The sequence below is a fragment of the Marinobacter sp. PE14 genome, from assembly GCF_053566155.1.
The window spans coordinates 637,848-660,724 of sequence record NZ_JBQXNY010000002.1; the positions used below are offsets into that span (position 1 = coordinate 637,848).

A 22,877-nucleotide genomic window follows, 5' to 3' on the forward strand; every position below is an offset into this window, starting at 1 on the left:
GGGCGTCTCCTACTTGCGGAACATTTTGAGCATGCGATGGGTGACCCGGAAGCCGCCCCCTACGTTGATGCTGGCAATCAGCACCGCGACAAAGGCCATGATCCCGACGGCAACGTTTTCCGCCTGCGCGAGGTGCAGAATGGCACCGATCACGATGATGCCACTGATCGCGTTGGTTACGCTCATAAGAGGCGTATGCAGGGACGGCGTGACGTTCCAGATAACCTGCCAACCGATAAAGCAGGACAGAACAAACACGGTAAAGTGCTGCAGGAAGCTTTCTGGCGCGTGGGCGCCAACGCCATAGAGTGCAAGAGCGGTCACGGCCAGAAGCACACCTTTGCCAATAAGGCTTCGGCGATCGGCGTCTTTCTTGGCGGCTGCCTTGTCAGCGGCCGACGGCTCCTCCGTACCTGGTGCCGGCTTGGGACTGACCGGCGCCTCCGGTTGTGGTGGTGGCCAGGTGATGTCGTCTTCATGAACCACGGTAAGACCACGGATGACATCGTCTTCCATGTTCACCACCGGCTTGCCGTCCTTCTCGGGTGTCAGCTCGGTCAGCAGATGCACCAGGTTCGTGGCGTAGAGCTCACTGGCCACCTTGGCCATGCGGCTGGGCAGGTCGGTGTAGCCGATCAGTGTAACGCCGTGCTGGTGCGCCACTTTGCCGGGCTCGGTGAGCTCGCAGTTGCCGCCCCGTTCGGACGCCAGATCCACAATCACGCTGCCGGGCTTCATGGATTTCACCATGTCTGCGGTAATCAGCTTCGGCGCTGGCTTGCCGGGAATCAAAGCGGTGGTGATGATGATGTCCACCTCTTTGGCCTGTTCGGCGAACAGTTCCATTTCCGCCTTGATGAACTCGTCGCTCATCTGCTTGGCGTAGCCGCCGCCACCGCTGCCGTCCTCGTCTTCGAAGTCCAGCACCAGGAACTGGGCGCCCATGCTTTCAACCTGTTCTTTCACTTCCAGGCGGGTATCAAAGGCCCGCACGATGGCGCCCATGCTGTTGGCAGCACCAATGGCAGCCAGGCCGGCAACGCCGGCACCGATCACCATGATCTTGGCCGGTGGCACCTTGCCGGCAGCCGTAACCTGGCCGGTAAAGAAACGCCCGAAATGGTTGGCCGCTTCGATCACCGCCCGATAGCCGGCAATGTTGGCCATGGCGCTGAGGGCGTCCATCTTCTGGGCGCGGCTGATGCGGGGCAGGCTGTCGATAGCAAAAGAGGTGATCTTTCTGGCGGCCAGCTTCTCCAGGAGTTCCGGGTTTTGCGCTGGCCAGATGTAGCTGACCAGAAACGCGCCCTCTTTCATCAGATCCGCTTCGTGTTTACCCAGCGCCGGATTTTCCATGGGCGCGCGGACTTTCAGAATAAAGTCGGCTTCTTTCCAGAGAGAACCGGTGTCTGAAGCGATGGCTGCGCCCACTTTTTCATAGGCAGCATCGGAGTAGTTGGCCGCCTCGCCGGCGCCGGCCTCCACGATCACGTCGTAACCAAGCCCGACTAATTTGTGAGCGGAGGGTGGCGTTGCAGCCACCCGCCTCTCATCCTCGAAGATTTCCTTGGGGATACCGATTTTCATGTTAAGCGCGTCCTCCGGAACGACCGACTCAATGGATGTCTCGGTTTTTACGTAGCCGGAGATGGTACCAGATTTGCTGAGAAACACCTAAATGAGAACCTTTACGGTGAAATGACGGGACCGAAGGTTAGGGAAGGCGGTGGCGCAGCGAGTGAATCACCGATTCCGACAGGCCGTCCAGAATGGCGCCCCGGAATTGCCGATTGATGAAACGCTCGGTTTCGGCCTGGATGGTTTCCCGCTGTGCGGGTTTCTCGATGTAGTCCATCGCCCGGAACAGAATGTACCGAATGGTCATGCGCGAGATTTCATGAATGGTCTCCGGTGGCACGTCGCTGACCAGTTGTCGCTCGATAATATCCTCGGCCATCTCGCGGGCGCTGGCCTCCAGCTGGGATTCGAGCGCCCGGCGCAGTGCCGGCGAGGGGCCGTGAAGTTCCCGGACGGCGACGGTCGTGGCCGCCGGATTGGCCAGGAAATAGTGGTACACGAAGGCCACCGTATCCCGTGACGCCTGTTCGGAAGAATCGGCCATCTGGCGCAAGTCCCGGACTCCGGCTTTCATTTCCTCGGCAATGTAACCCAGCACCTGCAGGCCGAATTCGTCCAGGCTTTTGAAGTGCCGGTAGAAGGTGTTCGGATTTAGCCCCGCTTCCCGGGCAAGTTCCCGCAATCCCAGCGATGTCAGGCTACGGGTTTCGGTAATCAGCCGAAGCGCCGCCTGGATGAGTTTCAGTTTTCCGCCGGTTATTACGCTCATCTTTTTCTCATTTTTGGACATCGGGCCTGCAGCCTGGGCCAAGTGTTAGTCAACGTAGGCCATTTGCTGCTCCGTTGGTATACAGCTGTCTACCCGTCTGTGTATACATGTGTCTACCGGCCATGATGACCCGCCGGACAACAACAGACAAGGCCAGCAGGAGTGCAGCAATGACACAGAGCAGACAGATCGCCATCATCGGCACGGGCTTCTCCGGCCTTGGCATGGCCATCAAACTCAAGGAAGCCGGTTACAACGATTTCGTGATCTTCGAACAAAGCGACGACATCGGCGGCACCTGGCACCAGAACCATTACCCGGGGTGTGCCTGTGACGTACAGTCTGCACTCTACTCCTTCTCCTTCGAGCAGAACCCGAACTGGAGCCGGATGTACGCCCAGCAGCGCGAGATCAAGGCCTACCTGAAGCATTGTGCCGAGAAATACGGGCTGGTGAAGCACATCCGGCTGAACACCCACGTGGTGGGGGCGCGATTTGACGAGAACGATCATCGGTGGATGGTTGAAACCTGTGATAGCCCGGCGCTTTGGTCGTACATGCAAAAGAGAGGCGTGAAGCCGGGAGACCGGTTGGATCGCACCGATAAGGAACTGCCGGAATTCAGTACGTTGAGGGCCGATATCCTTGTTTCCGGGATGGGGGGATTGAGCACGCCTGCCTATCCGGAGATCGAGGGGATTGAGTCCTTCACGGGCAAGCGTTTCCACTCCCAGGACTGGGATCACGACTATGACCTGAGGGGCAAGCGGGTGGCGGTGATTGGCACCGGTGCCTCGGCCATTCAGTTTGTTCCGGAAGTGGCGAAGCAGGCGGCAAAGGTAGACCTGTACCAGCGCACACCACCGTGGATCATGCCCAAGCCGGACCGTGCCATCCGGCCAATGGAGAAGCGGCTGTTCCGGATGTTCCCGCAAACACTCAATGCATTCCGGCAGAGTATTTACTGGTCGCTTGAGGCGCGGGTACTGGGTTTTGTGGGCAACCCGCGGATTCTGAAGCTGGGTGAACTGCAGGCCCGCCGGCATATTCGCAACCAGATTCCGGACAAGGTTTTGCGCAGAAAGGTGACCCCGGATTTCCATTTCGGCTGCAAACGGGTGCTGATTTCCAACAACTATTATCCGGCGCTGGCCCAGGACCATGTGGATGTGGTGACCGAGGGTATCCGTGAGGTTCAGGGTAACACCGTGATCGACGGTCAAGGTAACCAGCGACAGGTGGACTGCCTCATCTACGGCACCGGCTTCAGGGCCCAGGATCCGATCCCGGCGGGCATGATCTTTGGCCGTAATGGTCAGGATTTGCTCGATGCCTGGAAGGATGGCGCCGAAGCGTATAAAGGCACCACCATCAGTGGCTTTCCAAATTTCTTCATGCTGATGGGACCGAATACCGGCCTCGGCCACAGCTCCATGGTGTATATGATTGAGAGCCAGATTCAGTACGTGCTGGATGCCCTCAAACAAAAGCAGCGGCATCAATGGAGCACCCTGGAAGTGAGGCAGGACGCCCAGAGCCGCTACAATGCCTCCATTCATGCCAAGCTTGGTGATTCCGTGTGGCAAACCGGCTGCAAAAGCTGGTATGTGAACGAGAATGGAAAGAACACCACCCTTTGGCCGGGCTTCACCTGGCAGTTCCGCCAGCAGACACGACGCTTTGATGCGGCTCAATATCTGGTTTGTGCACCAGAATCCGGGGTTAGCGAGAGCGAATCGGCTTTGGCCGTTTAACGGTTGGCAGCAGGGGACTTTCGGGCAGTTTTCGCGCCTGCCCAGGTTGCGTTTTGGCCCTTTTGGCCAATACTGAAAGGACGGTCTTGCCGCTCTCGGCCAAGGATGTCCCCTGATGAAGCTGTTTCACTGTGGCCGATGCGCCAACCTGCTGTATTTTGAAAACAGCCGTTGTACCAATTGCGGGTGTGGCCTCGGCTTTGCCCCGGATGTCATGGACTTGCTGGCTATCGAGCCAAACGATGATGGCACCTGGGCGGCCGTCGCCCGGGGCGCACTTTACCGCCTGTGTGGCAACTATCAGACCCAGGGTGCCTGCAACTGGCTGATCCCTGGCCCGGACTCCCATGCCTTCTGCGTCGCCTGCCGACTGAACCGCACCATCCCCGATCTTAGCATCCCGAAGAACAATGATTTCTGGCGGCGTCTGGAGAAGGAAAAGCGGCGTCTGGTGTATTCGGTGTTGCGCCTGGAGCTGCCCTGCGAACCCCGTAATGAGGACCAGTACGGGCTGGCATTTGATTTTCTGGCCGACCAGCCGGCGATGTTCGATGAACGCGCGAAAGTAAAAACCGGCCACGCCAATGGTGTGATAACCATGAACATTGCCGAGGCGGACCCCGTGGAGCGCGAGCGAATGCGGAGCCAGATGGCCGAACCCTATCGCACTGTTTTGGGGCACTTCCGCCACGAATCCGGCCACTACTACTGGGATCTGCTGGTGCGGTCCGGGTCCTGGCTGAGCCCGGTGCGGGAAGTATTTGGTGACGACACCAGAGATTACAGACAAGCCATGGACCAGCATTATCAGTACGGGCCGCCCGGTGACTGGCAGAGCTGGTACATCAGCGCCTATGCCAGCAGCCATGCCTGGGAGGACTGGGCCGAGACCTGGGCACATTACCTGCATATGGTGGATACATTAGAGACTGCCTGGCAGTTCGGGATGCGTGTGAATGCCCGGCAGCGCCCGGTAATGAACAGCGAAGCAGACCCTGCGTTTGATCCCTACCAGGCTCACGATTTCGATGCACTGATCAAGCACTGGTTACCCCTGACGCTTGCGCTCAACAGCCTTAACCGAAGCATGGGGCATGAGGACGCCTACCCCTTCGTGCTTGCGGCTCCGGTGGTGGAGAAGCTCCGCCTGGTACACCGAATAGCTCACGGTGGTTAACGAAAGGACCCCAAATGAAAAAGAACAAATCGATTGATTGGAAAAACTACGATCCAAATGACTTCTACGATGAGCTGATTGCTGCAAAGGGGAGTCCCCGGGCTGCGGCCACGGCGATTACCGACTACCTGGGCAATCTCGGCTCTGAAGAAATCCAGGCGCGCCAGCAGGCGGCTGAACTGGCGATCCTGGAAACGGGGATCAGCTTCACCATCTACAGCGAGGGCGAGAACATCGACCGGGCCTGGCCCTTCGACATCATTCCCCGGGTGATCTCGCTGAGGGAGTGGGAAACCATCGAACAGGGTCTGGCGCAGCGCCTGACGGCGCTCAACATGTTCATCAACGACATCTACAACGATCAGAATATCGTCAAGGACAAGGTTATCCCCAAGTACGTGTTCGCCAACTCCAAGAACTTCCGCGAGCAGTGTCGGGGGTTTACGCCGCCACTGGGGGTCTGGGCGCACATTTGCGGATCAGATCTGGTTCGGGACAAGGATGGCACCGTGTACGTCCTGGAGGACAACCTGCGGGTTCCCTCCGGTGTCTCCTACATGCTGGAGAACCGCCAGCTGACCAAGCGGGTGTTCCCGGAGCTGTTCGAGAACACCAGCATCCTGCCGGTGGATGACTACACCAACCAGCTGTTCGACATGTTGGCGTCGATCTCCCCACGGCCCCAGGACCATCCGAAAATTGCGGTGCTGACGCCGGGTATTTTCAACTCTGCCTATTTCGAGCACTCTTTCCTTGCCCAGCGCATGGGCGCTGAACTGGTCGAGGGGGCCGATCTGGTGGTTGGCGAGGATGACTGTGTTTACATGCGCACGGTTGAAGGGCTGGAACGTGTGGATGTGATCTATCGCCGCATTGATGACGATTTCCTCGATCCGGAAGAGTTCCGCGCCGATTCCACTCTGGGCGTGCCCGGCCTGATGCGGGCGTGGCGCAACGGTAAGGTTGGCCTCGCCAATGCGCCGGGTGCCGGTGTGGCCGACGACAAGGTGATCTATGCATTCGTGCCGGACATGATTCGTTACTACCTGGATGAAGAGCCCATCATCCCGAACGTGCCCACCTGGCTGTGTGTGAACAAGCAGGATCAGGAGTATGTCCTTGAGCACCTCGATGAACTGGTGGTCAAGCCGGCGAATGAGTCCGGTGGCTACGGCATGCTGGTGGGGCCGCATTCCACCAAGAAGCAGCGCACAGAGTTTGCCGGACTGATCAAGAAGAATCCGCGCAATTACATCGCCCAGCCCACTTTGAGCTTGTCCGTGGCTCCAACCCTTTGCGATGAGGGCCTGGCGCCCCGTCATCTGGACCTGAGGCCCTTCGTGCTGCAGGGCGTGAGAACCTACGTAACGTCCGGTGGGCTAACACGGGTGGCAATGCGAAAAGGCTCCCTGGTGGTGAATTCTTCACAGGGCGGTGGAAGCAAGGATACCTGGATCGTGGACGAGGAGAATTGATGTGCTGTCACGTGTAGCGGAACGACTGTACTGGATGGCCAGATACCTTGAGCGGGCCGAGAATAGTGCCCGGATGATCATGGCCTTTAATTCCCTGGCCCTGGATATGCCCCGGGAAACCCAACTGTCCTGGAAGGGACTGGTGGCGGTGACGGGCATGGGCGCACTGTTTGACCAGCATCATCAGAAGGCCGATGAGCGCAACTGTGTGAAGTTTCTGATGGCGGATGGCTACAACCCGAGCTCCATTGCGTCCTGCATCAAGGCCGCGCGGGAGAACGTGCGCACCACCCGGGACCAGATTCCAACCGACGCCTGGGAGGTGATCAACGAGCTATACCGGTACATTCTGGAGCACATAGATCAGGGGGTTGGTAAGCGGGCGAGGTACGAATTCCTCAACGAAATCGTGGGTCGCTGCCAGATGCTCAATGGCCTGCTGGCCGGCTGTATGAGCCACGATGCGGGGTACGACTTTATCCGGGTCGGTCGCAACCTGGAGCGCGCGGATATGGCCACGCGGCAGATTGAGGTGGGAGCCCTGCAGTTCCTGGATGGCTGGGATGGCACCGAAACCTACGGCGGGCTTCTGTGGACCAGTGTTCTGCGTTATCAGAGTGCCTTCCAGATGTACCGACACAACGTAAGGCGCAAGGTCAGCGGGCCTCTGGTGATTCGGTTCCTACTGCAGAACGAGCCGTTTCCGAGGTCTGTGTTACACAGCCTCAGCGAAGTGGCCGGTGCCCTTGGCCGCCTGCCCAGGAACGAGATTCCGCTTCGCACGGCTTTGCAGGCGGTTCGTCACACCCGAGAGGGCGACGTGGATGCGCTGATCCGCAAGGAAGACGTGATCCTGTTCCTGGAAAACCTGCAATTGGAGATCGGTGAGCTTCACGACGATATTGTAGAGACGTGGTTTCCTGTCTACGAGACAGCCTGAAACTCCCAATTTTATTCGCCTGCGAGATAGGTTCCATGTCGATTCATGTTGCCCTGAGTCATACCACCCACTATCGCTATGAGCGACCGATCACCCTGGGGCCCCAGATCGTTCGTTTGCGTCCCTGTCCGCACGCGCGTACCCGCATCCTCAGTTACTCGCTGAAGGTTGAGCCCGAAGGTTATTTTCTCAACTGGCAACAGGACCCGCAGGCCAACTATCTGGCTCGCCTTGTGTTCCCGGAAAAAACTGGCGAGCTGAAGATCACGGTGGACCTTGTTGCCGAGATGGCCGTGATCAATCCCTTCGACTTCTTTCTGGAGCCCCGGGCGGAGACCATCCCCTTTGACTACGAGGAATGGCAGACGGCAGAGCTTGCGCCTTATTTACAGAAACTGCCGGAAACCCCGGAATTCCGGAAGTGGATGGCCACCATAGACCGCAAGGAAACCCCCAGCGTGGATTTCCTGGTGGGTGTGAACCAGAGCCTTGCTGACCGTATTGATTACCTGATCCGGATGGAGCCGGGTGTACAGACCCCGGAAGAAACCCTGAAAAACGGCTCCGGCTCCTGTCGGGATTCGACCTGGTTGCTGGTTCAGACGCTTCGGCATCTGGGGCTGGCGGCGCGGTTTGTCTCCGGCTACCTGATTCAGCTCAAGGCGGATCAGAAAGCACTGGATGGCCCTTCGGGCGCTGAGGAAGACTTCACCGATTTGCACGCCTGGTGCGAAGTCTTTCTGCCCGGCGCGGGTTGGGTAGGTCTGGATCCGACGTCCGGCTTGTTTGCGGGGGAAGGGCATATCCCCCTGGCCTGCAGCCCTGATCCGTCCTCAGCGGCGCCGATTACCGGCATGGTTGAGGAGTCCGGGGTCGAGTTCGAGCACCAGATGAGCGTCCAGCGCATCTGGGAAGCACCACGGGTGACCAAACCCTATAGCGAGGCCCAGTGGCAACGCATCGTTGGGCTGGGCCATGACGTGGACCAGCGTCTGGCAGAGCTGGATGTGCGCCTGACCCAGGGCGGTGAACCCACCTTCGTGGCGAATCACGACCGGGACGAGCCGGAGTGGAACACCGAGGCGATGGGTCCTACCAAGCGGAAGAAGGCCATCGAGCTCTATCACCGGATGCGGGACCGCTACGGTGCCGGCGGGTTGGTCCATTTCGGCCAGGGTAAGTGGTACCCGGGAGAGCCGCTGCCCCGCTGGTCCCTGAACTGTTACTGGCGCAAGGATGGCGAGCCGATCTGGCGGGACGAGCGCTGGTTGGCGGATGAACGCGCCGAAGGCAAGGCGACCCCGGAAGCGGCGCATCGGTTTCTGCTGGCCTTGACGAAACAGTTGGGTGTTGACGATAAGCAGCTGTTTCCGGCCTTTGAGGATGCCTTCTACTACCTCTGGCGGGAACGACGGCTGCCGGTGAACGTTGATCCTTTCGATGCCAAACTCGAGAACGCTCTTGAGCGCAAGCAGCTTCAGCAGATTTTCAGCCGGGGTCTGGATGAGCCCGTCGGCTATGTGCTGCCACTGCGTGTTTCGGAAAAGGAGCAGGCCTGGGAAACCGGCCCCTGGTTCCTGCGCAGTGAACGCTGTTACCTGATTCCGGGCGGCTCCCCCATGGGCCACCGGCTGCCCCTCGACAGCCAGCCCTGGGTGGAAGAAGCCGATTACCCCTGGATCCACGAACAGGACCCCTTTGCCCCCCGTGGCCCCCTGCCGGCCAGCGAGGAGATCCGGCAATGGAACAGCCGGGGCCAGGCCGGGCAGGTGTTGCCGGAACGGGAGCCGCCGAAAAAAGGAAAGTCGGCACCGGAGATTGTCCGCACCGCCCTGTGCGTGGAGCCCCGGGAGGGCGTTCTTCGTATTTTTATGCCGCCGCTGGAAAAGCTGGAGCCTTACCTTGCCCTGGTTTCCGCCATCGAGAACACCGCTAAAGAGCTGCAGCAGACGGTCCTGCTTGAGGGGTACGAACCGCCCTCGGATCACCGGTTGAGTCATTTCCGCATCACGCCGGACCCCGGGGTGATCGAAGTGAATGTGCAGCCGGTTCGGACCTGGGACGAGCTGGTCGAACAGACCGAGACGCTCTATGCCGACGCCTACGAGTGCCGGCTCACCTCCGAGAAGTTCATGATGGATGGCCGTCATACCGGCACCGGTGGCGGCAACCATTTTGTGCTGGGTTCGCAAAAGGCAGAGGATTCCCCGTTCCTGAGGCGTCCGGATCTGCTGCGCAGCCTGATCAGCTACTGGCACAACCACCCCAGCCTGTCCTATCTGTTTTCCGGCCTGTTTATCGGCCCCAGTTCCCAGGCGCCGCGGATTGATGAGGCGCGCAACGACCATGTGTTCGAAATGGAGCTGGCGTTCAGGGAGATGGAGCGGCTATGCCCGGCGGGCAAAAAAGTCGCACCCTGGGTGGTAGATCGCTTGCTCCGGGACCTGCTCACGGACGTCACCGGCAATACCCACAGGGCCGAGTTCTGTATCGACAAGCTCTATTCCCCGGATGGCCCGGGTGGACGTCATGGTCTGCTCGAATTGCGGGCCTTCGAGATGCCGCCTCATGCCCGCATGAGCCTGACCCAGCAGCTGCTGCTTCGGGCGCTGGTGGCACGATTCTGGGAGCAGCCCTACAAACCCAGCGGGCTGGTGCGCTGGGGGACCGAGCTGCACGACCGGTTCCTGCTGCCTCACAATGTCTGGCAGGACTTCGAAGACGTCATCGACGATATGAAGGCCCAGGGTTACCCGCTCGAGAGCGAGTGGTTCGCGCCCCATTTCGAGTTCCGGTTCCCCCGGATCGGCGATTACAAGGTCAAAGGCATAACCCTTGAGCTGCGCTCGGCGTTGGAGCCCTGGCATGTGACGGGGGAGCACGGCGCGATCGGTGGCACCGCCCGCTACGTGGACTCTTCCCTGGAACGCTTGCAGGTGAAGGTGCGCGGCGCTGCCCCGGATCGTTACCAGATCACCTGCAATCAGGTGCCGCTGCCACTTCAGCCAACCGGGATGGTGGGTGAATCGGTCGCCGGTGTCCGCTACCGGGCCTGGCAGCCGTCGCAGTGCATGCACCCGACCATTGGTGTGGATGGGCCGCTGGTGTTTGATATCGTGGATACCTGGAACGAACGCAGCCTCGGGGGTTGCGAGTACCACGTAACCCACCCCGGTGGCCGGAATTTCGAGACTCTGCCGGTAAATTCGTTCGAGGCCGAAGGCCGGCGTATGGCGCGTTTCTTCCGGATGGGTCACAGCTCCGGACAACAACCCCTGCGGCCGGTTCCGGAGCATCGGGAGTTCCCGTTCACCCTGGATCTGCGATATCACAAATAACACGCGGGAACTTACCGTTTGATACTGGCCCGGGAGACTGCAAAGCGGCTATGCTTCCAGCTCATTGACCAACGGAGCCTGAATTCACGGTGGCGAAGCAGCGCGCAGAAACTGACATCCTACGCCAGTACCACCCGGTGCCGGATCGGTTTGATGAGCTTGGTTCCATGGGCTCCGGACCGAAGTCACACTGGCGGCCATTGCTGAAGCAGCTCAACCTTGAGTCGGTGGACAGTCTCAACATCAGGGCCCAGGCTGTTTCGAATGCCATTGCCGAAGACGGTGTCACCTACAACGTCTACGAGGACCCTCGTGGAGATTCCCGGCCCTGGGAAGTGGATCTGCTGCCGCTGGTGTTGGGCGCCGATGAGTGGCAGTGGCTCTCGAAAGCCGTCGCCCAGCGTGCAGAGCTTCTGGACAGCGTTCTGGCCGATCTTTACGGCGAGCAGTCGCTGTTAAAAGAAGGTCTCATGCCTCCGGCCCTGGTCTATGGGCAGGCGGGTTTCCAGTGGCCCTGCCAGGGGATTCAGCCTGCTGGTGGCCGGTTCCTGCACCTGTATGCCGTGGATCTGGCGCGCGCACCGGACGGCGGCTGGTGGGTGATGGCCGATCGTACCCAGGCGCCCTCGGGCGCCGGTTACGCCCTGCAGAACCGGCTGGTGATTTCCCGAGCGTTCCCGGCGCCATTCCACAACCTGCCGGTGACCAACCTGTCGGAGTTCTTCCAGGGTTTCCAGAGCAGTCTGGCAAGCATGTCGCCGGCGGGAGCCGAATCGCCGCTCTGTGTTCTATTGACCCCGGGCCGTTTCAACGAAACCTATTTCGAACATGTGTTCCTGGCCCGTTACCTGGGTTTGCCGCTGGTCGAGGGCCAGGATCTGACCGTGCGAGATGACACGGTCTACCTGAAAACGCTTCAGGGCCTGAGGCGGGTACACGCCATTTATCGCCGGCTGGACGATGGCTTCTGTGATCCCCTGGAGCTTCGCGCCGATTCCGTGCTGGGGATTCCCGGGCTTCTGGGCGCGGTGCGTGCAGGCAAGGTGCTGATGGCAAATGCCCTGGGTTCCGGGGTGCTTGAGAGTGCGGCGTTATTCGGGTTTTTGCCGGAGATTTCGAAGAAATTGCTGGGTTCGCCTCTGGCTATGCCTTCGGTGGCGTCCTGGTGGTGTGGTGAGAAACCGGCTCTGGAATATGTCATCGAGCACCTGGACGAGCTGGTCATTAAACCGGCCTTCGCGAGCATGCGAATGGAGCCGGTGTTCGGTTACCAGGTGAAAGGTGCAGAGCGGGACGCCCTGATCAAGAAGATGCATGCCCATCCCCATGCCTTTGTCGGCCAGGAGCTCGTCCATCTTTCCCAGGCGCCGGTCTGGAAGGGAGATCCGGAGCAGCCGCTGGCCACCCGGTCCATCGGCCTGCGGCTATTTGCGGCTGCCACGCCCTCTGGCTGGCGGGTTATGCCCGGTGGCCTGACCCGCGTGGCCGTGGAGGAGGGCGTTGAGGTGATCTCCATGCAAAGGGGCGGACTGTCTAAGGATACCTGGGTCCAGGCCCGCTACACGGCCCCCTCCAAGTCGCTGATCAAGAAACGGCTGCAGGTGTCTGACCTGCTCGACGGAGAGCGGGACACGCCCTCCCGGGTGGGTGAAAACCTGTTCTGGATGGGCCGGCACTCGGAGCGGGCCGAGGGGACTGCCCGGTTATTGCGGGCGGCCTTCAACCGCCTGTCGGGCCACGATCAGGCCAGTGAAGAAGCCCTGCTCGGGCTGCAACAGGCAGCCGAGCAGTTCGGGACGCTTCCGGAACCGGAAGAGGATGCGGTGCCGGAGCCGCTTCCCGGAATGTTGCTCAGGGCGGTCAGCGATCTCAAGTTTCCGGGCTCGATCGCGTCCATCCTCCAGGCCTTGTTGTTCAATGCCAGTCAGGTCCGTGACCGGCTGTCCTCCGACAACTGGCACACGCTCAATCGGGTGGGTAAGCCCCTGAGCCCTGCGCCAACCACGCCGGACCAGTCGATCCGGGCGTTGAATCTGGTGTTGCTTGACTGCATCTCACTGGCAGGCTTTGCCATGGATGACATCACGCGGGATGCCAGCTGGGTTTTCCTGGTGATCGGCCGGCGTCTGGAGCGACTGGCCAATCTCTGTACGCTGATTTGCGTGCCCCTGTTCAGCGACCGGTTCAGCCGCCATGCCATGCTCGAGTGGCTGTTGGAAGTGGCCAACTCGGAAGTGACCTACCGCACCCGGTACCGCCGGACTCCGGAGCTTCTGGGGGTACTCCATACCCTGGTAATAGACGCGAGCAACCCTCATTCGGTGATGTTCCAGCTGCGGCAGCTGCAGAAGGACCTGCCGGAGATGGGGCGTAAAACCGGCCAGCTGTTTCCGCCGGATCTGAACGAATCGCTGCAGCGGCTGCGAGCGCTTGATTTACATCCGTTTGAGCGCAAGCGCCCGGACAAAGCCTGTGAAGCCCTGGCGGAGCTATTGTGTGACATCCGGTCGGAGGCCTATCGTGTGTCTGATGAAATCCAGCGGCAGTGTTTTATTCACACCCGGTATTCCGACCGGTCTGTGAAACCGGATTAAGGCGCCTGTCATGACATTTGTCCGTTACCATGTGCGTCATGAGACCCTCTACCAGTACGATCAGGTGGTGGGGGAGTCCCACCATTTGCTGAGGCTCACGCCGCGGGCGTTGCCCTGGCAGCGGAATCTTGAGCATCACCTGGCGATCTCACCGGAACCCTCGGCAAGGCGTTCCTTCCTGGACTGCTTTGGCAACCGGATTACCAAGATTCATTTCACCGCCGACCACGAGTACCTGGAGATCATCAGCGAGTTCTGGGTAGAGCTACGCGACCGGCCGAAACCTTCAGCATCCGCTGCAAAAGCCCCTTGGGAGAGCGTGCGCGACAGCCTGCGGTATCGGGCAGATAGGAAGTTTCCGCCGGACCATCTTCAGGCCACGGCATTCCGGTTTGTCTCCACTAATGTGCCTATAGATTCGCAGTACGCTGCTTACGCCCGGGAGGCCTTTCTTCCGGGGCGACCTTTGGTGGAGGCAGCGGATGCGCTGATGCGGATGATTCATCGCGACTTTAGTTTTGATGCGACGGCAACGGAAACCTTCACCCCGGTCGAGCAGGCTTTCAAGGCCCGCCGAGGCGTCTGCCAGGATTTCTCCCACATCATGATTGCCTGTCTGCGCTCGATTGGCCTGGCCGCCCGTTATATGAGCGGGTACATACTTACGCACCCGCCCGAGGGCAAGGAGAGATTGGTGGGTGCCGACGCCACCCATGCCTGGGTTGCTGTGTTCGTACCGGAGTTCGGCTGGTTGGAGCTGGACCCCACCAATGCCCTGAGCCCGGATCTGGAGCACATTACCCTCGGCTGGGGACGGGATTTTTCCGATATCACCCCGATGCGGGGCGTGCTCCTCGGCGGCGGCGAGCATGAACCGGAGATTGCGGTCACCGTGGTGCCCGAGGAGGAGTTCGCCTCGCTGTACGCCGATGGCGAAACCTACCTGGAAGAACTGTCACCCGGGTGACCGCGGCTTTCTGGCACGGCATCACCCCCGGCCCAGACTTTTCAGCACCGTTTCCATGACCATTGGGCTTGAGAGAATCCGATGATGGCCAAGACCACTGGTGCGCAGAAGATCTGCCTTAGCCCAGGTTTCAGCCACGCGTTGGCTCTCATCCGGTGAAATGGACGTGTCGGTGTCGTCAATGGCAACCAGGCCGGGCTGGTTCAGCCCGCGGCACAGCGTCTCAAGATTCAGCTTCTCCCAAATCGAGGGGCCGAACCGGTCTTCCATGAGTTCGAGGTGAACGGCCAGTACTTCGGGACTGAGGGCCAACTGCCTGCCAAGGTTCTCCATAGCAGCCTTCAGGCTGACCGGTGGTGCCAGCATAGCCAGGTAGTCGGTGTGAAGCCCGTTGGTGACGGCCCGCGCTGCTACGATACATCCGAGGGAATGCGCCAGTACACCTCGGACACCGCCCACGCTGGCAGACACGTGAGTCGTCACGTCTGCCATTTCGAGCAGGTCTGTGCTCTCCCCCTGTGCCCGGCCATGGGCCGGAGCATCGAAGAGAACCACCCGATAACCGGCTTCAATTAGCGGTTCAATCCAGGCGCCGAACTGAACGCCCGCGCCTCCCCAGCCATGGACCCCCAGAATCACCGGACCTTCTCCCCAGGAATAGACTGGAATGGTTCGGGAACCGTGTTGAAGCTGAGTATAGCTGTCGGTGTTGTCCAGCCAGTGCTCGTAGCGCACAGGCAGAGACAGACGGGAGGGCCTGAAGGCCATACGGTTCACCAATTTTCCGGCTTTTTGCGGCGATACCCGGGCATAGAGTTGCAGCGCCAGACGAGTCGCGGAAAGCCCCGCAGTGACGGGTTTTCTGGATTGGCTTGAGTGGCGTGGGATCTGTGTCTGTGTATTCAGTTGTGAGGTCATGGAGAAAGTCCTTCTTCGAGCTGTAGTGGATGACAGCTTCAGGTTAGGGCTTGCCGGTTGTCAGCAGGAGTGTCATATTTGACATATAAAGTGCGGAAAGGGCCATTTTCCCATGATGAACATTGCTATCGTTGCCTTGCCTAACTGCCATGCTTCCGGTGTACACGGTGTGATGGATTTCTTCACCGTGGCGAACTATTGCGCTCGCGTACCAGGCGTCCGCAGTGATCCCCTGTTCAACTGTCAGGTGGTGACCGTGGATAATCAGCCGGTCCGTGGTTACAGCGGTGCTCTGGTCACACCAACGGTTTGTCGTGAAAGCTTCCGGCCAGACCTGATTGTGGTTGGCTCGTCCGTTGAAGCTGCTGTCAGCGCGGAGCTGCTGGAACGAACCCTGGCGCCAGCCATACCTCTGTATGGCTGGCTGAAGGAGGCCTTTGAGCAGGGTGTTGTTCTGGCAAGTGTGTGCACGGGCAGTTTTGTACTCGCGGAGGCCGGTTTGCTGGGCGATCAGGTGGCCACCACACACTGGCGGGCCGCACCGCTCTTTCGCGGCCGTTACCCGGATATTCGGCTGGATGAAGATCAACTGCTGGTGGATAACGGCCAGATTATCTGTGCCGGTGGTGCGACGGCGTTTGTGGATTTGTGTCTTTACCTGGTGGAACGTTTTGCCTCTCCCTCAGTTGCCCTGGCCTGTAGCAAGATGCTGGTTCTGGATGGTCGCCGAGTCGAACAGACGCCGTATATGGCCTTCTACAGCCGGAAGGCCCATCAGGACGATGCCATCCGCAAGGCTCAAACCTGGCTGGAGCATCATTACTCCGACCCGGTCAGCATCGATGATATTGCCGAGGTCGCCGGATTGGGTACGCGCACCTTCAAGCGCCGGTTCAGGGAGGCTACGGGGGAAACGCCCATTGGCTATCTCCAGCATCTGCGAATTGAAGCCGCCAAACACAAACTGGAATCCAGCCGTGAACAGACCGCCCGCATTATCTGGAGCGTGGGCTATGAGGATGCCAGCTCGTTCCGGCGTTTATTCAAGCGAACGGTGGGCTGCACAATGGAACAGTATCGTAAGCGCTTCAGTTATGTGACACCGTTGGCCGTGTGATTCGAAGAGCCGTCATACGTCCACTTCCTTACGGCAGAAAACGTGGTAGCAAGCTATGCTTGCCCGCTTTCATTGACCGCTGGAATACTCGGAATGCTTGAAACCTTTTTCTCCACCTATATCAGCAGCACCATTCGCTTTTTGTTCCTTTTGGCGCCGTTTTTCGTGGTGACCATGTTCCTGGCGCTGACCCGAGGCCTGCCAGCAACCGAAAAGACATCGATTATCCGCCGTGCCTGTGTGTCGGCCTTTATGATGGGCGTGATTCTGTTCTTTGCCGGCCCGCTGCTGTTCAGTGCCATCGGCATTACCCTCAATTCGTTCCGGATCGGTGCCGGTAGTCTGCTGTTCCTGACCGCCATCAGCCTGGTAACCAGTGGCACCCGGAACCATGCCACCGGTTTGCCGGATGAGGATCGGGATGACATTGCCGTTGTGCCACTGGCCATTCCGGTGATGATCGGGCCGGCCACCATTGGTGCGATCATGGTGTATGGCGCCGAGCTTAACCGGGTATCCGAAGTGGCAGGCGGGCTTCTGGGGCTGGTATCGAGCCTGTTGATCCTCGCGGTGTTGCTGCACCTGTCCGGCTACCTCGAGAAGGTGCTGGGCAAGACCGGCCTGAACATCATGTCCAAGATCAGCGGTCTGATTCTCTCTGCCATGGCGGCTGAAATCGTGCTGACGGGCATTGCGGGTTTCATTGCCTCCACCTAGAGTATCGCGGGACAGGTTTTCGCTGCAGGGTGTCTGATGTCGGCCAATACCATTGAGCACAATCGCAAACGATACGATTTCTCCGGCGTGGAGTCGGTGTGGCTGTTTGGTTACGGCTCGCTGATCTACAAGGTGGATTTCCCCTTTCTGGAGCAGCGCCCGGCGTCGATTCGCGGGTGGGAAAGACGGTTCTGGCAGGGTTCCCACGATCATCGGGGCACGCCGGAGGCTCCCGGCCGCGTGGTTACCCTGGTAGAAAAGCCGAATGCGGTCTGCAAGGGCATGGCCTTTCGGGTATCGCCCAGGGTGTTCGAGCACCTGGATGTCCGTGAAAAGAACGGTTATCTGCGCCTGAGCATCACGCTCACCTTCAACGATGGCAGCCATGCCGAGGGCCTGGTTTACATTGCCACCGAGGACAACGAAGCCTTCCTGGGCCACGCGCCAGATGCGGATATTGCCCGCCAGATCGCCTCAGCCTCGGGCCCCAGTGGCCCAAATGCCGAGTATCTCTTGCGCCTTGCAGAGTCCCTGAGGGCAATGGGTGCGGATTGCCCGCACACCTTTGCCATCGAAGCCCACCTGCGTGATGAGTTGAGCTAAGTCCGTTTAAGTTTGCTTTAAGGTTCGGAGAGCACACTCGCCAGATCTTGAATAACACTTATCCCGGGAAATCCCATGGGCTTGTCCTCGAAACGCACTCTTCACGCGCAGCCGTTTTTGCATGGCGAAACCGGTCGGTTTCAATGGCCTGCAATCAAACCTCATTGGCTGGTGTTGATCAGTGCCCTTGCCCTGACCGCTCTGTACAACGTTCCTTTCTACACCGCCATTAATCGATACGTCGGCTTTGATCAGCCGATGCTGATGTTCAAACTCGCGTTTTTGTTGCTGCTGGCCAACCATCTCCTGATCAGCCTGTTTTCGGCACGTTTTATCCTGAAACCGATACTGGTGTTTCTGTTTTTGAGCGCGGCGCTCAGTGGGTATTTCATGAACGCCTACGGTGTGTTGATCGACAAGCACATGCTGCAGAACGTGTTCGAAACCGATGTGCAGGAGGCTCGCGGCCTGCTGAGCCTCGGACTGATTGTGCACATGGCGCTCTTTTTCGTGATTCCGGTTGTGCTGCTCTATCTGGTGCGCGTGAGGTGGCCGGCCGGCCTGAAAAGGATCACCCATTGGCTGGCCCCGATCATTGTTGATATCGCTCTGATTCTGGTACTGGCGTTGACCAGCTATCAGGAGATGGCTTCAACGTTCCGCAATCACCGCGACATCAAGGATCTTGTGGTGCCGGTGAACAGTGTTGCTGCCCTGGCATCGCTGGGTAGCAAGGTGGCTGCGGCGCAGTTTCCCCAGGAATACCAGCAGGTGGGGCTGGATGCGACGGTTTCTCTCCCGGTTTCCGATCGCAGCAGACCGAATCTGGTGGTTTTCGTTCTTGGTGAAACTGCGCGCGCAGACCATTTTGGTCTGAATGGCTATCAGCGCAATACCACCCCGGAGCTCAGTAAACTGGCCCGGCAATCGGGCGGAACACTGGTCAATTTTCCCCGGGTATCCTCCTGCGGGACCGCAACGGCCTTGTCGGTGCCCTGTATGTTTTCGTGGCTGGGCAGATCGGATTACGATGAAGCCGTGGCCAAGAACAGTGATAACTTCCTGGATGTCATGACCCGCGCCGGCATTGTCAGTACCTGGCTGGATAATAACTCCGGCTGCAAGGGCATGTGTGACCGGATTCCGACCGTTCGTCCGGAGGATACCGACCTTTGCCAGGGCGAGTACTGTGATGATCTGGTGCTGCTGAAGGGTGCCCATCAGCAGCTCGATGCCGCAGACAACAATGACCATTTCATGGTGCTGCATCAGCTTGGCAGTCATGGTCCCGAGTACTACAAACGCAGCAAACCGGACCAGAAAAAGTTCCTGCCCGAGTGTCAGAGCAATGAACTGCAGAGCTGTGACCAACAGGCCATCATCAACGCCTACGATGACAGCATCCTGGTAACCGACCGATTGCTCGGAGAAACCGTGCGCATGCTGAAATCCATGCAGGCGGATTACAACACCGCCCTCGTGTATGTCTCTGATCATGGCGAGTCACTGGGCGAGGGTGGCATCTACCTGCACGGTATTCCCTTCATGTTTGCGCCGGAGGCCCAGACGCACGTGCCCATGGTGGTGTGGTTGTCAGACGGTTTCCGGATGGATAACCGGATTGATGCTGAGTGCGTCAACCGGACCGCATCGCAACCGCTGAGCCACGACAATCTGTTCTCCTCCATGCTTGGCCTGATGAACGTGACGACCGAGGCGATCAAGCCGTCGCTCAATATTTTCGAGGACTGCAGAACCACCTGAGGCGCCGAACTTTTTTTCGCGTTCTGCCCGAAAATACGACACTACCTGACATTCAAACGTCAAGCTGACGGGGCCTTGCGTAAAGATCCTGCAAAGCCGGCCCCAAGGCACTGACATTCGCTCCCGCTTCGATAATCTGGGTTCAGAGGCATCCGGCACTGGGTCCGGATGCGAGATCTGTCTCTGAGCAGAACGGGAGAATCATCATGAAGCGACTGTTGATCGGAAGCCTGGTAACGGCATTCCTGATGGCATCGGCTCCGGTGATGGCCGGTGACGATGACCGCCGCGGTCATGGCTGGCAACCGCACCATGAGCGGGGGAGTGCGCTACCTCCAGGCCACCAGAAAAAGTTCCTGCAGGCCCACTACCGAGACGACCGTCACAATCGGCGCCACCAAAAACCACGGCACTACAAGCAGCATAAATGGGACCGAAAGTACCACGATCGCCACAGATACCACGGTGACAAGCGCGGATGGGGCAAGAAACACAAGCGGGATGGCTATCGCGACAGATACGATCGTCGGCGCGACTGGCACGGTCACCATTCGGGCCATTACCGCATCAAACTGGGCTATGGTGACGGATTGCCGCCGGAGGCCCGTATCGGTCGGATTATTCACGACACTCACGTGCTAATTGAATCTTCCCGGCACTGAATGATTCCTCCTGGTTCCGGCGTCCCTGTTGCCCCGGAGCCGGGTTGAACCCCCTTGCAGGTTCCTTGCGCCGGTGCTGCAGACCAATCAGCAGCAGCGGCACCACAATCATCAGGCTGCCGGCCAGGAACCACAGGTCGGGCACTTCACCGAAACAGATCCAGCCAATCCCCACGGCCCAGATAAGGCCCGTGTATTCGGCACTGGTGACCTGGTTGGCATCCACCTGCCGATAGGCCAGCAGTACGGTGATGTTGTAACCGAGAATAAACAGCGCCGAGCCTATGGCACCGATCAGGATGCCAGAATCCCATTGGGCGCCTTCCCACCAGGCCAGCGCACCAGCCGCGGGCAGAATCAGCAGGTAATTCAGGAACAGTTTGTGAACGGTGCTCTGCTGTTTCGGCAGTTTCCGGACCAGCACGGCGTTGATGGCCAGGGCAAAGGCAGAGCCAAGCGCCGCCACGGCCGCCCAGTTGAATTCCACCGGCCGCAGGATGAGCACAATACCGGCAAAGCCGCTGAACACAGCGCTGACACTCAGTGGAGTGAGCTTTTCCCGGAACAGGAACACCGAGAGCACCATCACCAGGATGGGCGCGGCGTAGAACACGGCGTTGGCGGTCGCCAGCGGCAGGTTGGCCAGCGCGATCACCATGCACAGCAGGCCGGCCAGGTGGATGTGGGCCCGGAAGGTGTGGATTTTCAGGCCGGCGAACAGGTTTTTCCGGTCCAGTTGCCCTGCCATTGGCAGCAGGAGGGCCAGGGTGATCAGGCAGCGCAGGAAGGCAAACTGGAACACTGGGGCGCCAGGTTCGAGGAGTTTGATGAACACGTCAGAGATCAATGCCATGGCGTTGCCGATCACGAGCAGCAGGATGGCGCTGTTTACGGTTTTTCCTGACATTTTATTTCCCCCTGACTTCTGACTTAGTGGAAGAGCGCGTTGAGTTGCCTGCTTCCGAAAACCGCTGCAAGTACGTCCGTGTACGCTTGCTCTCCGCCTTCCCTGGCTCCGAGCATTTTCGGAAGCAGGCAACTCAACGCGCTCCCGTGATTCGCAGTGGGAGTCTATTTGCGTTTTAATATCCGATAAAATGATCATTATTCAGAACCCATTAGAAAATTAGATAATGAAACTCCCACCTCTAAAAGCACTGCCTGTATTCGAAGCCGTTGCCCGTCTCAACAGCTTTTCCCTCGCTGCCGATGAGCTGGCGGTGAGCCAGAGCGCCGTCAGCCATCAGATCAAGCAGCTGGAGACCTACCTGGGCGAGCAGTTGTTCTGGCGTAGCGGGCGGACACTGTCGCTGACGGATGAGGGTCGGCAGTACCTGGATGCGGTCAGTTCAGCGCTGTTGCAGATTGAGCGGGCCAGTGAGCAGTTGTTGGGGCATGAGGAGGCCCGGCTGCGGTTGTCGGTGTTCAGCTCGTTTGCGGTGCGCTGGCTGGTGCCGCGGCTGCCTTACCTGCAGCGACAGCATCCCCAGCTGGATCTGGCGCTTGAAATGAGCAGTGGGAACCCGGTGTTGTCGGATCGGGTGGCGGATTGCTTTATCACTATCCGCACGGATGCCCCGGCTTTCAGTTATGACAAGCTGTATGAGGAGCGGTTGTTTCCGGTCTGCAGTCAGGATTACTGGAAGCGGATGCGGCGGGAACTTGGTCGGGATGATCAGTTGGAGGTGCGGGATGAGCCGCCTTTGTCGCCTGAGGAGCTGGCGTGCTTTCCGTTGCTATCGACCCACAGTATTTTTGACCGTGCCACCGGGGACTGGCAAGCCTGGTATGACGCAGTGGGTGAGCGACTGCCCGGTGGCGTTCGGGTGCAGCACTTCAGCCATATGCTGTTGGCGCTGGAGGCAGCGAGGTTTCATCAGGGGGTGGCCCTGACCAACGATTACATGCTGAGTACCCGGCGGGATTCGGAGGATTTTGTGCGCCTTCCGGCCCATTCGGTGGCAACCGGTGACACCTTTTATTTTGCCTGGAAGACCAGTCGACGGCAGGAGCGTGGCATCCAGACCCTGCGACGCTGGCTGGTGGATGAGGCCATCAGGAGTCGGCTTTTGGCGGTGCCTTCGGGCTGAAGGCGCAGCGGTCTGGCTTGATGTCCAGCAGTGGCGTTCCGTCCAGACAGTCCAGGCCGCGCACAGTCAGCGTTCCCTGTTCTACGCGAACCAGTTTGACCATGGACGTGCCAATCGGGTTGGGTCGCACCGGGGAGCGCAGGGCGAAGGTGCCGAAGGTCTGGCCGTCGCTTCTGGGGCTTTGCCGAATCAGGTCCCGGCGGCTCTGGTCGAGCCAGTAAAGCACCTCAATGGTGTCGTAGTCTTCGAGCCCCGCCAGCGCGTTGTGCCAGACAGGGTTCAGAACCAGCTGGCACTCCGGGCCGTCAAGGCGGCCCTGGCGCGGGCAGTCCTTGCGATCGCGCCAGGGGGTATGAATGGTGCCGATGAATCGCAGTGTTGCATCGGAGGCCGGTTCAAGTTCCACGGCCTCCT

18 protein-coding genes are annotated in these 22,877 nt (G+C 59.4%); 13 read left to right on the forward strand and 5 right to left on the reverse strand.

What is annotated here, in order from left to right; genetic code table 11:
* Window positions 1–9: 9 nt before the first annotated feature.
* Complete coding sequence (locus ACWJ62_RS08765; RefSeq protein WP_449285835.1) at window positions 10–1,587, reverse strand: Re/Si-specific NAD(P)(+) transhydrogenase subunit alpha; 1,578 nt, start codon at window positions 1,585–1,587, stop codon at window positions 10–12.
* A gap of 127 nt (window positions 1,588–1,714) precedes the next feature.
* The gene (locus ACWJ62_RS08770; protein ID WP_449285836.1) at window positions 1,715–2,347 is read right to left on the reverse strand and encodes a TetR family transcriptional regulator; all 633 of its coding nucleotides are present in this window, start codon (window positions 2,345–2,347) and stop codon (window positions 1,715–1,717) included.
* Window positions 2,348–2,517: 170 nt separating this feature from the next.
* On the opposite strand from ACWJ62_RS08770, the gene ACWJ62_RS08775 reads away from it, so the two are divergent.
* From ACWJ62_RS08775 to ACWJ62_RS08805, 7 genes are all read left to right on the forward strand, one after another.
* Window positions 2,518–4,101 carry a flavin-containing monooxygenase gene (locus tag ACWJ62_RS08775; RefSeq protein ID WP_449285837.1) on the forward strand — a complete coding sequence of 528 codons (1,584 nt, stop codon included), beginning with the start codon at window positions 2,518–2,520 and terminating at the stop codon, window positions 4,099–4,101.
* 115 nt (window positions 4,102–4,216) lie between these two features.
* Complete coding sequence (locus ACWJ62_RS08780; RefSeq protein ID WP_449285838.1) at window positions 4,217–5,278, forward strand: zinc-binding metallopeptidase family protein; 1,062 nt, start codon at window positions 4,217–4,219, stop codon at window positions 5,276–5,278.
* Window positions 5,279–5,292: 14 nt separating this feature from the next.
* Window positions 5,293–6,753 (forward strand): circularly permuted type 2 ATP-grasp protein, encoded by a 1,461-nt coding sequence (locus tag ACWJ62_RS08785; protein WP_449285839.1) that lies wholly within the window; start codon window positions 5,293–5,295, stop codon window positions 6,751–6,753.
* 1 nt (window position 6,754) lies between these two features.
* Window positions 6,755–7,693 carry an alpha-E domain-containing protein gene (locus tag ACWJ62_RS08790; RefSeq protein ID WP_449285840.1) on the forward strand — a complete coding sequence of 313 codons (939 nt, stop codon included), beginning with the start codon at window positions 6,755–6,757 and terminating at the stop codon, window positions 7,691–7,693.
* A gap of 35 nt (window positions 7,694–7,728) precedes the next feature.
* Complete coding sequence (locus ACWJ62_RS08795; RefSeq protein WP_449285841.1) at window positions 7,729–11,031, forward strand: transglutaminase family protein; 3,303 nt, start codon at window positions 7,729–7,731, stop codon at window positions 11,029–11,031.
* Window positions 11,032–11,198: 167 nt separating this feature from the next.
* On the forward strand, window positions 11,199–13,625 hold the full coding sequence (locus ACWJ62_RS08800; protein WP_449286166.1) for a circularly permuted type 2 ATP-grasp protein: 2,427 nt from the start codon (window positions 11,199–11,201) through the stop codon (window positions 13,623–13,625).
* A gap of 10 nt (window positions 13,626–13,635) precedes the next feature.
* On the forward strand, window positions 13,636–14,592 hold the full coding sequence (locus ACWJ62_RS08805; protein WP_449285842.1) for a transglutaminase family protein: 957 nt from the start codon (window positions 13,636–13,638) through the stop codon (window positions 14,590–14,592).
* A gap of 21 nt (window positions 14,593–14,613) precedes the next feature.
* Here the strand turns inward: ACWJ62_RS08805 and ACWJ62_RS08810 are convergent, their stop codons facing one another.
* Window positions 14,614–15,510, reverse strand: coding sequence for an alpha/beta hydrolase (locus tag ACWJ62_RS08810; protein ID WP_449285843.1), 897 nt, complete (start codon window positions 15,508–15,510; stop codon window positions 14,614–14,616).
* Window positions 15,511–15,622: 112 nt separating this feature from the next.
* Between ACWJ62_RS08810 and ACWJ62_RS08815 the strand changes: the two genes are divergently transcribed.
* The 5 genes from ACWJ62_RS08815 to ACWJ62_RS08835 all read left to right on the forward strand — a co-directional run bounded on the left by ACWJ62_RS08815 (window position 15,623) and on the right by ACWJ62_RS08835 (window position 20,373).
* Window positions 15,623–16,627 carry a GlxA family transcriptional regulator gene (locus ACWJ62_RS08815; protein WP_449285844.1) on the forward strand — a complete coding sequence of 335 codons (1,005 nt, stop codon included), beginning with the start codon at window positions 15,623–15,625 and terminating at the stop codon, window positions 16,625–16,627.
* 93 nt (window positions 16,628–16,720) lie between these two features.
* A complete protein-coding gene (locus ACWJ62_RS08820; RefSeq protein ID WP_349519895.1) occupies window positions 16,721–17,344 on the forward strand; it encodes a MarC family protein in 624 nt (207 codons plus the stop codon).
* A gap of 36 nt (window positions 17,345–17,380) precedes the next feature.
* A complete protein-coding gene (locus ACWJ62_RS08825) occupies window positions 17,381–17,947 on the forward strand; it encodes a gamma-glutamylcyclotransferase (RefSeq protein ID WP_449285845.1) in 567 nt (188 codons plus the stop codon).
* A gap of 75 nt (window positions 17,948–18,022) precedes the next feature.
* Complete coding sequence (locus tag ACWJ62_RS08830) at window positions 18,023–19,711, forward strand: phosphoethanolamine transferase (RefSeq protein ID WP_449285846.1); 1,689 nt, start codon at window positions 18,023–18,025, stop codon at window positions 19,709–19,711.
* A 206-nt stretch (window positions 19,712–19,917) separates the two neighbouring features.
* Window positions 19,918–20,373, forward strand: coding sequence for a hypothetical protein (locus tag ACWJ62_RS08835; protein ID WP_449285847.1), 456 nt, complete (start codon window positions 19,918–19,920; stop codon window positions 20,371–20,373).
* Here the strand turns inward: ACWJ62_RS08835 and ACWJ62_RS08840 are convergent.
* The gene (locus ACWJ62_RS08840) at window positions 20,330–21,280 is read right to left on the reverse strand and encodes a DMT family transporter (RefSeq protein WP_449285848.1); all 951 of its coding nucleotides are present in this window, start codon (window positions 21,278–21,280) and stop codon (window positions 20,330–20,332) included. The two genes, ACWJ62_RS08835 and ACWJ62_RS08840, sit on opposite strands and share 44 nt — an antisense overlap.
* 226 nt (window positions 21,281–21,506) lie before the next feature.
* On the opposite strand from ACWJ62_RS08840, the gene ACWJ62_RS08845 reads away from it, so the two are divergent.
* Window positions 21,507–22,463 (forward strand): LysR substrate-binding domain-containing protein, encoded by a 957-nt coding sequence (locus tag ACWJ62_RS08845; protein WP_449285849.1) that lies wholly within the window; start codon window positions 21,507–21,509, stop codon window positions 22,461–22,463.
* Here the strand turns inward: ACWJ62_RS08845 and tsaA are convergent.
* A complete protein-coding gene (gene tsaA / locus ACWJ62_RS08850) occupies window positions 22,429–22,869 on the reverse strand; it encodes a tRNA (N6-threonylcarbamoyladenosine(37)-N6)-methyltransferase TrmO (protein ID WP_449285850.1) in 441 nt (146 codons plus the stop codon). The two genes, ACWJ62_RS08845 and tsaA, sit on opposite strands and share 35 nt — an antisense overlap.
* Window positions 22,870–22,877: the final 8 nt, after the last annotated feature.

What these genes read in the sequence shown, in the direction of transcription:
- ACWJ62_RS08780 (WP_449285838.1), top strand. Translation starts at nt 4,217, where the DNA reads ATGAAGCTGTTTCACTGTGGCCGATGCGCCAACCTGCTGTATTTTGAA.
- ACWJ62_RS08775 (WP_449285837.1), top strand. Translation starts at nt 2,518, where the DNA reads ATGACACAGAGCAGACAGATCGCCATCATCGGCACGGGCTTCTCCGGC.
- ACWJ62_RS08845 (WP_449285849.1), top strand. Translation starts at nt 21,507, where the DNA reads ATGAAACTCCCACCTCTAAAAGCACTGCCTGTATTCGAAGCCGTTGCC.
- ACWJ62_RS08830 (WP_449285846.1), top strand. Translation starts at nt 18,023, where the DNA reads ATGGGCTTGTCCTCGAAACGCACTCTTCACGCGCAGCCGTTTTTGCAT.
- ACWJ62_RS08785 (WP_449285839.1), top strand. Translation starts at nt 5,293, where the DNA reads ATGAAAAAGAACAAATCGATTGATTGGAAAAACTACGATCCAAATGAC.
- ACWJ62_RS08825 (WP_449285845.1), top strand. Translation starts at nt 17,381, where the DNA reads ATGTCGGCCAATACCATTGAGCACAATCGCAAACGATACGATTTCTCC.
- ACWJ62_RS08795 (WP_449285841.1), top strand. Translation starts at nt 7,729, where the DNA reads ATGTCGATTCATGTTGCCCTGAGTCATACCACCCACTATCGCTATGAG.
- ACWJ62_RS08770 (WP_449285836.1), bottom strand. Translation starts at nt 2,347, where the DNA reads ATGAGCGTAATAACCGGCGGAAAACTGAAACTCATCCAGGCGGCGCTT.
- ACWJ62_RS08805 (WP_449285842.1), top strand. Translation starts at nt 13,636, where the DNA reads ATGACATTTGTCCGTTACCATGTGCGTCATGAGACCCTCTACCAGTAC.
- ACWJ62_RS08810 (WP_449285843.1), bottom strand. Translation starts at nt 15,510, where the DNA reads ATGACCTCACAACTGAATACACAGACACAGATCCCACGCCACTCAAGC.
- ACWJ62_RS08835 (WP_449285847.1), top strand. Translation starts at nt 19,918, where the DNA reads ATGAAGCGACTGTTGATCGGAAGCCTGGTAACGGCATTCCTGATGGCA.
- ACWJ62_RS08815 (WP_449285844.1), top strand. Translation starts at nt 15,623, where the DNA reads ATGATGAACATTGCTATCGTTGCCTTGCCTAACTGCCATGCTTCCGGT.
- ACWJ62_RS08765 (WP_449285835.1), bottom strand. Translation starts at nt 1,587, where the DNA reads ATGAAAATCGGTATCCCCAAGGAAATCTTCGAGGATGAGAGGCGGGTG.
- ACWJ62_RS08820 (WP_349519895.1), top strand. Translation starts at nt 16,721, where the DNA reads ATGCTTGAAACCTTTTTCTCCACCTATATCAGCAGCACCATTCGCTTT.
- ACWJ62_RS08840 (WP_449285848.1), bottom strand. Translation starts at nt 21,280, where the DNA reads ATGTCAGGAAAAACCGTAAACAGCGCCATCCTGCTGCTCGTGATCGGC.
- ACWJ62_RS08800 (WP_449286166.1), top strand. Translation starts at nt 11,199, where the DNA reads ATGGGCTCCGGACCGAAGTCACACTGGCGGCCATTGCTGAAGCAGCTC.